At 70.5% G+C, this 13,087-nt stretch carries 12 protein-coding genes; 6 read left to right on the top strand and 6 right to left on the bottom strand.

Going from position 1 to position 13,087, the window contains the following annotated elements:
• The first annotated feature begins 48 nt into the window (after positions 1-48).
• The 6 genes from OOK07_RS24400 (at position 49) to OOK07_RS24375 (ending at position 5,296) form a co-directional block, all read left to right on the top strand.
• Entirely contained in the window at positions 49-1,860 is a 1,812-nt protein-coding gene (locus OOK07_RS24400; RefSeq protein ID WP_266798480.1) for a phosphatidylglycerol lysyltransferase domain-containing protein, read from the top strand.
• A 177-nt stretch (positions 1,861-2,037) separates the two neighbouring features.
• The gene (gene folP / locus OOK07_RS24395; protein WP_266682891.1) at positions 2,038-2,958 is read left to right on the top strand and encodes a dihydropteroate synthase; all 921 of its coding nucleotides are present in this window, start codon (positions 2,038-2,040) and stop codon (positions 2,956-2,958) included.
• Entirely contained in the window at positions 2,955-3,458 is a 504-nt protein-coding gene (locus OOK07_RS24390) for a nuclear transport factor 2 family protein (protein ID WP_266798478.1), read from the top strand. The genes folP and OOK07_RS24390 overlap by 4 nt, the downstream gene beginning before the upstream one ends.
• A gap of 316 nt (positions 3,459-3,774) precedes the next feature.
• Entirely contained in the window at positions 3,775-4,134 is a 360-nt protein-coding gene (folB, locus tag OOK07_RS24385) for a dihydroneopterin aldolase (protein WP_266682889.1), read from the top strand.
• A complete protein-coding gene (folK, locus tag OOK07_RS24380) occupies positions 4,131-4,742 on the top strand; it encodes a 2-amino-4-hydroxy-6-hydroxymethyldihydropteridine diphosphokinase (RefSeq protein WP_266798475.1) in 612 nt (203 codons plus the stop codon). Before folB ends, folK begins: the two co-directional genes overlap by 4 nt.
• 68 nt (positions 4,743-4,810) lie before the next feature.
• Complete coding sequence (locus tag OOK07_RS24375) at positions 4,811-5,296, top strand: DUF3180 domain-containing protein (protein ID WP_266682887.1); 486 nt, start codon at positions 4,811-4,813, stop codon at positions 5,294-5,296.
• Positions 5,297-5,342: 46 nt separating this feature from the next.
• Here the strand turns inward: OOK07_RS24375 and folE are convergent, their stop codons facing one another.
• The 6 genes from folE to dacB form a co-directional block, all read right to left on the bottom strand.
• Positions 5,343-5,948: a GTP cyclohydrolase I FolE gene (gene folE / locus OOK07_RS24370; protein WP_266682886.1), complete on the bottom strand. Its 606-nt coding sequence runs from the start codon at positions 5,946-5,948 to the stop codon at positions 5,343-5,345.
• Positions 5,949-6,092: 144 nt separating this feature from the next.
• Complete coding sequence (gene ftsH, locus OOK07_RS24365) at positions 6,093-8,132, bottom strand: ATP-dependent zinc metalloprotease FtsH (protein ID WP_266682885.1); 2,040 nt, start codon at positions 8,130-8,132, stop codon at positions 6,093-6,095.
• A gap of 183 nt (positions 8,133-8,315) precedes the next feature.
• Positions 8,316-8,876, bottom strand: a complete 561-nt coding sequence (gene hpt, locus OOK07_RS24360; RefSeq protein WP_266802016.1) for a hypoxanthine phosphoribosyltransferase — start codon at positions 8,874-8,876, stop codon at positions 8,316-8,318.
• A gap of 53 nt (positions 8,877-8,929) precedes the next feature.
• On the bottom strand, positions 8,930-9,973 hold the full coding sequence (gene tilS / locus OOK07_RS24355; RefSeq protein WP_266682884.1) for a tRNA lysidine(34) synthetase TilS: 1,044 nt from the start codon (positions 9,971-9,973) through the stop codon (positions 8,930-8,932).
• Positions 9,974-10,185: 212 nt separating this feature from the next.
• Positions 10,186-11,310 (bottom strand): Rv3626c family coenzyme F420 biosynthesis-associated protein, encoded by a 1,125-nt coding sequence (locus OOK07_RS24350; protein WP_266682883.1) that lies wholly within the window; start codon positions 11,308-11,310, stop codon positions 10,186-10,188.
• A 91-nt stretch (positions 11,311-11,401) separates the two neighbouring features.
• Positions 11,402-13,057: a D-alanyl-D-alanine carboxypeptidase/D-alanyl-D-alanine endopeptidase gene (dacB, locus tag OOK07_RS24345; protein WP_406313353.1), complete on the bottom strand. Its 1,656-nt coding sequence runs from the start codon at positions 13,055-13,057 to the stop codon at positions 11,402-11,404.
• Positions 13,058-13,087: the final 30 nt, after the last annotated feature.

Below are 13,087 nucleotides of genomic sequence, written 5' to 3'. Positions count from 1 at the left end.
TCTCTCGCGGAACTACGGGATGCGATGTCTGTCAGGACAGATGAGGAAATGTCGGGTGGGGTTCCCTCCCGGACACACAGCGCGCGGCGCGTATTCCGTGGTCCGCGCCCCGAGGCGGTCCCCGTCCTCGTCGCCAGAGCCTGCGCACTCGTAGGCGTTCTGGACATCGCCGCGGGCGTCTTCCCGCGCTTCAGGCACAGCCGTATGCACACCCTCGCGGAGGTGCTGCCCGGCTCGTTCGGCCCGTTCGCGGCCGCGCTCTCGCTCAGCGCGGGGATCCTGCTGCTGCTGCTCGCCCACGGCCTCAGGCGGTGCAAGCGGCGGGCCTGGCGCGCCGCGGTGGCGCTGCTGCCGGCGGGTGCTGTGGGGCAGTTCACCTATCGCCACTCCATCATCGGAGTGGTCATCTCGCTGCTGCTGCTCGCGCCGCTGCTGCGCCACCGCGACCAGTTCGCGGCGCTGCCCGATCCGCGCAGCCGCTGGCGCGCGCTCGCCAACTTCGTCCTCATGGGCGCCGGTTCCCTCGTGCTCGGACTGATCATCGTCAGCGTCCACCCGAACCGGATGGTCGGCGACCCGAGCCTGGCCGATCGCATTACCCACGTCCTGTACGGACTGTTCGGCTTCGAGGGCCCGGTCGACTACCAGGGCGACACCTCGTGGACGGTCGCCTTCTCGCTGGGCGCCCTCGGCCTGATCACCGCTGTGACGACGATCTACCTCGCCTTCCGGCCCGAACACCCGGCCGCGCGTCTGACCGAGGACGACGAGGAGCGCCTGCGTACCCTGCTGGACAAGCACGGCCGCCGCGACTCCCTCGGCCACTTCGCGCTGCGCCGCGACAAGGCGGTCGTCTTCTCGCCCAGCGGCAAGGCCGCGGTGACGTACCGGGTGGTGTCCGGAGTGATGCTCGCCAGCGGTGACCCCATCGGCGACGTGGAGGCCTGGCCGGGTGCCATCGAGCGCTTCATGGACGAGGCCAGGGCCCACTCCTGGACGCCGGCCGTCATGGGCTGCTCGGAGACGGGCGGCGAGGTGTGGACCCGTGAGACCGGCCTCGACGCCCTGGAACTGGGCGACGAGGCGGTGGTGGACGTCGCGGATTTCTCCCTCGCCGGCCGCGCGATGCGCAACGTGCGGCAAATGGTCAAGCGCATCGAGCGCGCCGGTTACGAAACCCGGGTACGACGTGTCCGTGACGTCGGCGAGGCCGAGCTGGAGCGGATCCGGCAGGCCGCCGAGGACTGGCGCGGCACCGACACGGAGCGCGGCTTCTCGATGGCCCTCGGCCGCATCGGTGACGGCGCCGACGGCGACTGCCTGATCGCCACCGCCCACAAGGCGGACGACCAGCCGGGCGCGTACGGCGACCTGAAGGCGATCCTGCACTTCGTCCCGTGGGGCGAGGACGGCGTGTCCCTGGACCTGATGCGCCGCGACCGTTCGGCCGACCCCGGTATGAACGAACTCCTCATCGTCGCCGCCCTCCAGGCGGCGCCGAAACTCGCCATCACGCGCGTGTCGCTCAACTTCGCCATGTTCCGCGCGGCACTCGCGCGTGGCGAGAAGATCGGCGCGGGCCCGGTGCTGCGCGCCTGGCGCGGGCTGCTGGTGTTCCTCTCCCGCTGGTTCCAGATCGAGTCCCTGTACAAGTTCAACGCGAAGTTCCAGCCCCGCTGGGAACCGCGCTTCGTCGTCTACCGCGCGTCGGCCGACCTGCCGCGCATCGGCTTCGCCGCCATGCAGGCGGAGGGCTTCGTCACCCTCGCCCTCCCGCTGCCGCGCTTCCTGCGCCGCAGCAAGGCCGTCCCGCGCGCGTGCACCCACGCCGTCGCGGAGCGGGACGTACGCGCGGCGTGAGCGGACGACCGGACACCCGGCGGCCGGGCCGGCCGTGACAGGCCGGAGCGGAGACCTCGCCCCTCGGGCCCGGGGCTTCCGCTCGGGCCGTGGCATGTGCTTCCGCTCCGCCGGGGCGGTGAGCCTCCACTCCCGCCGTGGCGGCTACCGGGCGGGCCCTGGGCCTACGCTGAACGTATGAGCAAGCAGAACGGACGCGGGAGCGTCGCGGGCCTTCCGGAATGGGACCGCTGCGCGGTCATGGGGGTCGTGAACGTCACACCCGACTCCTTCTCCGACGGCGGCCGCTTCTTCGACACGACGGCCGCCGTCAAACACGGCCTCGAACTGGTCGCCGAGGGCGCGGACCTGGTCGACGTCGGCGGCGAGTCCACCCGTCCCGGCGCCACCCGCGTCGACGAGGCCGAGGAACTCAAGCGCGTCATCCCCGTCGTCCGCGGCCTCGCCTCGGAGGGCGTCACCGTCTCCGTCGACACCATGCGCGCGTCCGTCGCCGCACAGGCCCTCGCCGCGGGCGCCGGCCTCGTCAACGACGTCAGCGGCGGCCTAGCGGACCCCACGATGATCCCGGTGGTGGCAGAGGCCGGCGCCCCCTTCGTCGTCATGCACTGGCGCGGCTTCCTGGAGGGCGGCAACGTCAAGGGCGTGTTCGACGACGTCGTCGCCGAGGTCGTCGACGAACTGCACGCACGCGTGGAGGCCGTTCTGGCGGGCGGCATCGCCCCCGACCGCATCGTCGTCGACCCGGGCCTCGGCTTCTCCAAGGACGCCGAGCACGATCTCGTCCTGCTGGCCCATCTCGACCGCCTGCTCGGCCTCGGTCACCCCCTGCTCGTCGCCGCCTCCCGCAAGCGGTTCCTCGGGCGCGTGCTGGCCGGACCGGAGGGGGCGCCGCCGCCCGCGCGCGAGCGCGACGCCGCCACGGCCGCCGTCTCCGCACTCGCGGCGCACGCCGGCGCGTGGGCGGTACGCGTGCACGAGGTGCGCGCGACGGCGGACGCCGTACAGGTCGCACGCGCCGTGGAAGGTGCGCGCGCCGCGGGCATCGCGCCGGGCGCCGCGCCCGTGAGCGGAGCGCGTGCAGAAGGAGCCCGGTGAGCGCCCCGCACACCGACGTCGAGCAGGTGGAAGCCGCCAACACCGCCTTCTACGAGACGATGGAGCGCGGCGACTTCGAGGAACTGTCCTCGCTCTGGCTCGAACCGTCCGACCTGGGCGTCGACGAGGAGTACCACGACCCGGCGGACGTCGGCGTGATCTCGTGCGTGCACCCCGGCTGGCCCGTGCTCACCGGCCGCGGCGAGGTCCTGAGGTCGTACGCGCTGATCATGGCGAACACCGACTACATCCAGTTCTTCCTCACCGACGTGCACGTCTCCGTCACCGGCGACACCGCCCTGGTGAACTGCACCGAGAACATCCTCAGCGGCGGCCCCGCCCCCAAGGGCGGCGACGAACTCGGCCCGCTGGTCGGCCAGCTGGTGGTCGCCACCAACGTGTTCCGCCGCACCCCCGCCGGCTGGAAGCTCTGGTCCCACCACGCCTCCCCGGTAATGGCCGAAAACGACGAGGCCGAGAACGGCGACACGCCGTCCTGAGTGGGTAGGCGCCCTGTTGACGGCCGCCGGCGGCAGCCGGTGAGGGCAGCCGGCCGGACGTGCTCGGGCGACCGGCCGGCACCCACTGGGACCAAGAAGTGGTTGGAATCACGGACCCCTGGGTAGGGGCGGCTACCAACCCGTGAGCCGCCGGGTTCCCCAGGGAAAACACCCGATGAACCTCCTGGTGCCGGCGCAGACTCACACCCCCGTGGCCCGGCTCTGTCGGTGCCCGCAGGTAGATTCGTTCGAGGCCGGTGTGCCGTCCGCACACGGTACGCACCGGCCGTTACCGACGATTGCAGGAGTGATTCGCGTGGATCGTGTCGCGCTGCGCGGCCTCAAGGCCCGCGGGCACCACGGCGTGTTCCCCAGGGAGCGCGAGGAGGGCCAGACCTTCATCGTGGACCTCGTCCTCGGCCTGGACACCCACCCCGCCGCCGCCGACGACGACCTGGCGAAGACAGTGCATTACGGCATCGTGGCTGAGGAGGTCGTGGCCGTCGTCGAGGGCGAGCCCGTCAATCTCATCGAGACGCTCGCCGAGCGCATCGCCCAGGCCTGTCTGAAGCACGACGGGGTCCAGGAAATCGAGGTCTGCGTCCACAAACCGGACGCACCGATCACGGTCCCCTTCGACGACGTGACCGTCACCATCACCCGGAGCCGAGTATGACCGCGTCCTTCACCGAGGGTCACAGCGACCCGATCGTACAGCCGGTACCCGCCGCCGTCGTGGCGCAGGTGGACGCCGCAGACACGACCCTCCACAATCCGAAACGGGCCGTGATCTCCCTCGGCGCCAACCTCGGCAACCGGCTGGAGACCCTCCAGGGCGCGATCGACGCGCTGGAGGACACGCCCGGCGTCCGCATCAAGGGCGTATCACCGGTGTACGAGACGGAGCCCTGGGGAGTCGAGCCCGGCAGCCAGCCGGCGTACTTCAACGCGGTCGTGGTCCTGAAGACCACCCTCCCCCCGTCCTCGCTCCTGGAGCGGGCCCACGCGGTCGAGGAAGCCTTCCACCGCGTACGGGACGAGCGCTGGGGAGCCCGCACCCTCGACGTCGACATCGTCGCGTACGCCGACGTCGTCGACGACGACCCGCATCTCACGCTCCCTCACCCCCGCGCCCACGAGCGCGCGTTCGTCCTCGTCCCCTGGCACGACGTCGACCCCGACGCCCAGCTGCCCGGCCGCGGTTCGGTGGCCGATCTCCTGGACGCCGTCACCCGCGAAGGCGTGATGCCGCGCAAGGACCTGGAACTCCACCTGCCCGAGTAGTCGTTAAGGTCAGGACGACCACTGTTTGCGGGACGGTCCGCAGGACCTGGGGGAGCTGAAGGGACACCGTGAGAGAGCTGCGCATCAGGGTGCTGGCAGGCGTGTTCATCGTGGCCGGAATCCTGTCCTGGGCGGGGGCACGCCTCTGGAACTCGATCGGGACCCTGCCCAGCGTCCCCCTGGCCGCCCCCATCGTCCTCGCCCTGATCGCGGTGGTCCTGCTGGCCACCGCGTTCTCGCTGCGGGCCCGCCTCAAGGCCCAGCGCGAGCGCCGCCCCGAGGCCAAGGGCGTCGACCCCATGATGGCGGCCCGCGCGGTCGTCTTCGGCCAGGCAAGCGCCCTGGTGGCCGCCCTCGTCGCCGGTATGTACGGCGGCACGGGCGTCCTCCTCCTGGAACTCCTCGACATCCCCGCCCGCCGCGATCAGGCCATCTACGCCGGTTTCTCGGTCGTGGCGGGCATCGCGGTCATAGTGGCGGCCATCTTCCTGGAGCGCGTGTGCCGGCTCCCGGACGACGACGAGAACAACAACGGGGCGACGACGACGGCCTGAGGCCGCTGCCCCACCGGTTCCCGCCGCCCCGCTCGTCCGCCCGGCGTCAGCGCGCCATGATCAGGCTCATCGCCTCGTTGCGGGTGGCCGGATCACGCAGCTGGCCGCGCACCGCCGACGTTATGGTCTTGGCCCCGGGCTTGCGGACACCCCGCATCGACATGCACATGTGCTCGCACTCGACGACGACGATCACGCCACGCGGCTCCAGAATCTCCATCAGGGAATCGGCGATCTGCGTGGTGAGACGTTCCTGCACCTGAGGCCGACGGGCGAACACATCCACGAGCCGGGCCAGCTTCGACAGTCCCGTGATCTTGCCGTCGACGGACGGGATGTAACCGACGTGGGCTACGCCGACGAACGGCACCAGATGATGCTCACAGGAACTCAGGACCTCGATGTCCTTCACGAGCACCATCTCGTCGTGCCCCAGGTCGAACGTCGTCGTCAGCACGTCCTCGGGCTTCTGCCACAGTCCCGCGAAGATCTCCCGATAGGCCCGCGCCACCCGCGCGGGCGTCTCCCTCAGTCCCTCCCGGTGGGGGTCCTCGCCGACCGCGATCAGCAGTTCGCGCACGGCGTTCTCGACGCGCTTCTCGTCGAACTCGCCGATCGAACCCTCGCCGTCGAGCGTCACGGGGTCGGTCATGTGGTGCCTCGTTCCTGTGCGGGTCACACGTGTGGGCCACGCGCCTCATCTGCGGACATACGGAAATGCCGCGCCCCCCAGGCTAGAACCTGGGGGGCGCGGCAGTCATTCCGGGCCTGACGAGGCGGGCCCGGAGAGCGGTGGTCAGCTCTCCGGACGCTCCTCCGGGGCCGACTCGGTCACCGGAGCGGACTCCGCAGCGGTGGCCTTGGCGGTGGTGATCGCCGGGGTCGCGCCGTTGGCGCCGTTCGTCAGTGCGAGCTCCTTCGGGGAGAGCACCGGCGGACGGGTGGACGGCGTGCGGCGGGAGGAACCGGTCCAGGCGGGCCGCGGGGGACGCTTGACGATGGGAGCGAAGACCTCGGCGATCTGCTCCTTGTTCAGCGTCTCCTTCTCCAGCAACTGGAGGACCAGCTGGTCGAGGACGTCGCGGTTCTCGACCAGGATCTCCCAGGCCTCGTTGTGCGCCGTCTCGATGAGCTTCTTGACCTCTTCATCGACCAGCGCGGCGACCTCTTCCGAGTAGTCACGCGGGTGCGACATCTCCCGGCCCAGGAACGGCTCGCTGTTGTCGCCACCGAACTTGATGGCACCGAGACGCTCGGTCATGCCGTACTGCGTGACCATCGCGCGGGCCGTGGTCGTGGCCTTCTCGATGTCGTTCGCAGCGCCCGTCGTCGGGTCGTGGAAGACGAGCTCCTCGGCCGCACGGCCGCCCAGCATGTAGGCCAGCTGGTCCAGCATCTCGTTACGGGTCGTGGAGTACTTGTCCTCGTCCGGCAGGACCATCGTGTAACCGAGGGCCCGCCCGCGCGACAGGATCGTGATCTTGTGGACCGGGTCGGAGTTGGGGGAAGCCGCCGCGACCAGGGCGTGACCGCCCTCGTGGTACGCGGTGATCTTCTTCTCCTTGTCCGACATGATCCGGGTCCGCTTCTGCGGGCCCGCCACCACGCGGTCGATCGCCTCGTCCAGCATGGAGTTGTCGATCAGCTTCAGGTCACTGCGGGCCGTCAGCAGCGCTGCCTCGTTGAGGACGTTGCTCAGGTCCGCGCCGGTGAAGCCGGGGGTACGACGGGCGACGGCCGCGAGGTCGACGTCCGGAGCGACCGGCTTGCCCTTCTGGTGAACCTTCAGGATCTCCAGGCGCCCCTGCAGGTCCGGCGGGTCGACCGCGATCTGGCGGTCGAAGCGTCCGGGACGCAGCAGCGCCGGGTCGAGGATGTCCGGGCGGTTCGTGGCGGCGATGAGAATCACACCGCCCTTGACGTCGAAGCCGTCCATCTCGACGAGCAACTGGTTCAGCGTCTGCTCGCGCTCGTCGTGACCACCGCCGAGGCCGGCGCCGCGATGGCGGCCGACCGCGTCGATCTCGTCGACGAAGACGATCGCCGGAGCGTTCGCCTTGGCCTGCTCGAACAGGTCACGGACCCGGGAGGCACCGACACCGACGAACATCTCGACGAAGTCGGAACCGGAGATCGAGTAGAAGGGCACCCCGGCCTCGCCGGCCACGGCACGCGCGAGCAGCGTCTTGCCGGTGCCGGGACGGCCGTAGAGGAGCACGCCCTTGGGGATCTTGGCACCGACGGCCTGGAACTTCGCCGGTTCCTGCAGGAACTCCTTGATCTCGTGGAGCTCCTCGACAGCCTCGTCACAACCCGCGACGTCCGAGAACGTCGTCTTGGGAGTGTCCTTGGTGATGAGCTTGGCCTTCGACTTGCCGAAGTTCATGACCCGGGAGCCGCCGCCCTGCATCTGATTCATCAGGAACAGGAAGACGACCACGATGAGGACGAAGGGGAGCAGGGAGAGCAGGATGCCCAGGAAGGGGTTCTGCTTGGACGGCGAAACGGTGTAGCCGTCCGGGATCTGCTTGTCCTGGTATTTGTTCTGCAGCGTGTTGGCGATGGTCACGCCCTGATCGCCGATGTAGCTCGCCTGGATCTTCGAGCTGCCCTCGATCTTTACGCCGTCTTTGAGCTGCGCCTTGACGGTCTGCTCGTCGCCGGTGGTCAGCTTGGCTGATTCGACCTTGTTGTCATTGATCGCTGCCACGACCTGGCCGGTGTCCACCGTCTTGTAGCCGCCGGACGAGCCGACGACCTGCATCAACACGACCACGGCAAGGACGGCCAGCACGATCCACATGACCGGCCCACGGAAGTATCGCTTCACGTCCATCCATACGGAGCGGTGTCGCCCCGTCCCTCCTGCCATAGTGAGTTTGATAAGACAGTTCTTCTGACGGTACCCCAGCATTGTGGCCCGCAGCCGCACGGGACGGCTGCCAAACCCGTCTGCATGCTCCAACGGCGGGAAACCCGCTGGGGTTCCCGATCGTCCTACAAAGACAGCTCTGCCGGCTCAGCCGCCGTAGACGTGGGGCGCGAGCGTACCGACGAACGGGAGGTTGCGGTACTTCTCGGCGTAGTCGAGGCCGTAACCCACGACGAACTCGTTCGGGATGTCGAAGCCGACCCACTCCACCTCGATCGCGACCTTGGCGGCGTCCGGCTTGCGCAGCAGCGTGCACACCTTGAGCGACTCCGGCTCGCGGGAGCCGAGGTTCGACAGCAGCCAGGACAACGTCAGACCGGAGTCGATGATGTCCTCGACGATCAGGACGTGCTTGCCCTTGATGTCGGTGTCGAGGTCCTTGAGGATCCGCACCACACCGGAGGACTGGGTGCCCGCACCGTACGAGGACACGGCCATCCAGTCCATGGTGACGGGGGTGGACAGCGCCCGGGCGAGGTCGGCCATGACCATCACCGCGCCCTTGAGCACACCGACGATGAGCAGATCCTTGCCCGCGTACTCCGCGTCGATCTTCGCGGCCAGCTCTACCAGCTTCGCGTCGATCTCTTCCTTGGTGATGAGCACCTCTTTGAGGTCGGTGCCCATGTCTTTCGCGTCCACCCGCATCACTTTCGGTCGTCCCACCGGCCGCCCAGCACCCCCCAAAGGGGGGCAAGGTTTCAGCCTTGCCGAATCACCAGTCTGCCACCCTGGCGCTGCGCGACGACTTTGCCCGGGAGATTGATGGCTCCCTGGCCGCGCCAGCCGGTGATCAGCCGGTCGACTTCCTCGATGTGACGCGCGAACAGCGAACCGGCGGGCGCCCCGGCCTGGATGGCGGCTCTGCGCAGGATGCGACGGCGCACGGCGGGCGGCAGGGCGAAGAGCTTGGCGCACTCCAGCAGTCCTGTGGCGTCGCGCACAGCGGCATCGGCCTGGCCGGCCCATGCGTCGAGGGCGTCGGCGTCGTCGCGGGAGAGCTGGGCGGTGCGGGCGAGAGCCTCCACGACGCCCTTGCCGAGGGCCTTCTCCAGGGCGGGCAGACCTTCGTGGCGCAGCCGGGAGCGGGTGTACGCGGGATCCGCGTTGTGGGGGTCGTCCCAGACGGGGAGCGACTGGACCATGCAGGCCTTGCGGGCGGTCTGCCGGTCGAGCTGGAGGAAGGGGCGCCGGTAACGGCCGTCGGCCCCCGAGACCGCGGCCATTCCGGACAGTGAGCGGATGCCGGAGCCGCGGGCGAGGCCGAGCAGGACGGTCTCGGCCTGGTCGTCGCGGGTGTGGCCGAGCAGGACGGCGGCGGCGCCGTGGCGCAGGGCCGCGGCGTCGAGGGCGGCGTACCGGGCGTCGCGCGCGGCGGCTTCGGGTCCCCCTTCGCGGCCGACGGTCACGGCGACGGAGTCGACCGGGTCGAGGCCGAGTTGACGCAGCCGCAGTCCGACTTCCTCGGCTCGCAGATCGGAGCCGGGCTGCAGGCCGTGGTCGACGGTGACGCCGCCGGCGCGGATGCCGAGCTTGGGTGCCTCGAACGCGAGGGCGGAGGCGAGGGCCATGGAGTCGGCGCCGCCGGAGCACGCCACGAGCACGAGCGGCGACGGCCGGCGCTCGTGCGGGGTCTGCTCGACGATCCCGGGGGCCCGGGGGGTCGTCTGTTGGTCGTTGAGGAGGTCGTGGAGGACGTGGCGGACCGCCAGGCGTATCGCCGCGACCGCAGGATGGGGACCCATGTCCGGTTCCCTTCATGAAGTTGTCGGGGGGTGAGCCCGGCGTCGGTCACTCAGAGTGTGTAGATGGTGACAGAACCGGGGCGTTCCCTGAGCATCGCACGCCTACCCTTCGCTCACGGTCCCTCGGACGGGTGATCTGAGGGGCGTTCGCCTGCCGTCGGCCGGATTCGTTTCACGACCTTCCTACCGCGTTCACGACCCGCCTACGGCGTTCACGACTCGGGCTTGCGGTGCACCCGCGCGACCCAGTCCGCCGGTTTGGCGATCTCCGACTTGGTCGGGAGGGTGTTCGGGGACGTCCACACGCGGTTGAAGCCGTCCATGCCCACCTCGTCCACCACCGCCCGTACGAAACGCTCGCCGTCGCGGTACTGCCTGAGCTTGGCATCCAGACCCAGCAGCTTGCGCAGGGCCGTGTCCAGTCGCGAGGCACCCTTCGCCCGGCGCTGCTGGAACTTCTCGCGGATCTCGGCGACGCTCGGCACGACGTCCGGACCGACCCCGTCCATCACGAAGTCGGCGTGGCCCTCCAGGAGTGACATCACGGCGGTGAGGCGTCCGAGGATCTCCCGCTGCGCCGGGGTCTGCACGATCTCCACGAAGGAGCGCCCGCCGTCGTCCTCCTCGGCCTCGGGGCGTCCGCCTGCGAGGGACTGGGCGGCCTCGCGGATGCGCTCCAGGACGGTCATGGGGTCGACGTCGGTCTCCCCCAAGAAAGACTGGATTTCGCCCTCCAGGTGGTCGCGCAGCCAGGGCACCGCGCTGAACTGCGTGCGGTGCGTCTCCTCGTGCAGGCAGACCCACAGGCGGAAGTCGTGGGGCTGTACGTCGAGTTCGCGCTCCACGTGCACGATGTTCGGGGCGACGAGGAGCAGTCGGCCGCCGCCGCTCTCCCCGGCGGGCAGTTCGCGGGTGGCGGGAGCGAAGGTCTCGTACTGGCCGAGGACCCGGGAGGCCAGAAACGACAGCAGCATGCCCAGTTCGACGCCGGTGACCTTGCCGCCGACGGCGCCGAGGACCGCGCCGCCGGGGGTGTTGCCGCGCCGTTCCTGCATCTTGTCGAGGAGGGGCTTGAGGATTTCCCGGAAGCCTGCGACGTTCGCCCGGACCCAGCCGGCGCGGTCGACGACGAGGACCGGGGTGTCGTGGGTCTCCTCCGTGCCCATACGGGTGAAGCCCCGGACGTGTCCCTCCGCGGACTTGGCATGCCTGCGCAGTTCCGCGACGACGGCCCGGGCCTCGTCGCGGCTCACGTCGGGGCCCGGCCGCACGAGCCGGGTCGCGGTCGCGACCGCGAGATTCCAGTCGACCATCTCGGCACCACCGATGCTCGTCATGCGTCAACGGTACGTGAGCGTTCCCACTTGGGGCAGGCCGCGGCGGTCGACTGCACCCTGCGCCGGTCGGCAGGGCGACTTCCCGCGCCGGTCACCCGCAGCCGCACGCCGCCAGAGCGGTGGCCGTTCTGTCCAACGCGGACTGGGCCTCCACAGGACGGGTCGTGTCCGTCGCCAGGAAGGCGAACGCCAGCAGGCGGCCGTCCTGGTCGACCACCGTTCCCGCCAGCGTGTTCACGCCCGTCAGGGTGCCCGTCTTCGCCCGTACGACTCCTGCCGCGCCGTCGGCGTAGCGGGTGGTCAGGGTGCCGGTGAAGCCGGCCACCGGAAGGCCCGTCAGGACCGGCCGGAGTTCGGGGTGCGAGGGATCGCCGGCCTTCACCAGCAAGGCCGTGAGCAGGTCGGCCGTCAGTCTGTCGTCCCTGTCGAGGCCGCTGCCGTCGTGGAACTCGGCGCCCTTGAGGGGGAGTTCGAGCCTCTTCAGAGCGCCGGCGATCGCGGACGCGCCGCCGGCGAAGCTCGCGGGCTTCCCCGTCGCGACGGCCGTCTGGCGGGCCAGGGCCTCCGCGATGTCGTTGTCGCTGTTGGTCAGCATGCGCTCGACCACGGCCGAGAGCGGGGGCGAGGTGACGGTGGCGAGGTTCTCGGCCCGGGTCGTCGCCTTGGACGGGCCGGGGGACGTGGTCGTGATGCCGCGCTCCCCGAGGAACGTGGCGAACTTCCGGGCAGCGTCCGCCGCCGGATCCGTCACGCGCTTGGCGGGGCCGCTCGTCGAGTCGTTGATGCGGCCCTCGTCGGCCATCAGGGCCCCGACGGGCGCGAGATTGCCGTCGACGCCGATGGGGTGGAGCGCGGGACCCGCGAACAAAGTGGTGTCGTAGGAGAGCGTCACCGACCGCACATCGCGCTTCTTCAGCGCCTTCGCCGTCCTGTCGGCCAGGTCCCGCAGGCTTGCCCAGCCCTCTCCGCTGCCGGCTGCGCCCGGATGGGAGGTGTCCCCGCCGGTCTTGCGGGCCGTCAGCGTCGGGTCGCCGCCGCCGACCAGGATGAGTTCCCCGGTGTCGGGCTCCAGGTCCGCTCGGGTGGTCAGGCGGTGGTCGGCGCCCATCGCCGAGAGGGCGGCGACCGCAGTGGCGATCTTGGTGGTGGAAGCGGGGGTCAGGGCGTCGTCGGCGCCGGTGCCGTAGAGGCGCTTGCCGCTGGCGATGTCGACGACGGCGCCGGTGTGGTGGGTGCCGAGCGCCTCGTTCCGCAGCAGGGGCCCCAGGACGGCGGAGAGGGCCCGCCCGGTCGGGGCCGACTTGACGGTGTTCGCGGCGCCACCCAGGCCGGTCAGGACGGAGGCGGCACTGGGTGCGGGCCGGGGCGTCCCGGCCGCCGTACCGGATGAATCAGACGTATCGGAATTACGGCCGTGATCTGCGCCACCCGTTCGTTCCAGGGCGACTGCGCGGTCCGCCTCGGCCGTACGCTGACCGGTGGAGTCCCAGGGGCCGACGGCGGTCGCCACGGTGACGGCCAGCGCCACACCGGCGGTGGCGGCGCCCGCGGTGTACTGCCACGTCCCCACGGACTTCCGGCTGAGCCGCTTCCGTGCGGGCCGCACCCGCGCGAGCTGCGGTTTCGCCGCGGCCGCGGCCCGTTCGAGGCCCGGTCGCACGGCGTTCGCGGCTCGTTCGAGCTGCGGGCGTACGGTCCCGGCGGCCCGTGCCAGATGCGGTCGGACGGCGTCAGCCGCCCGCGCCACATGCGGTCTCGCGGCCCGCCAAGGCCTCAG

The organism is Streptomyces sp. NBC_00078 (assembly GCF_026343335.1).
Lineage (GTDB): Bacteria > Actinomycetota > Actinomycetes > Streptomycetales > Streptomycetaceae > Streptomyces.
This window is presented reverse-complemented; position numbering and strand designations above follow the sequence as displayed.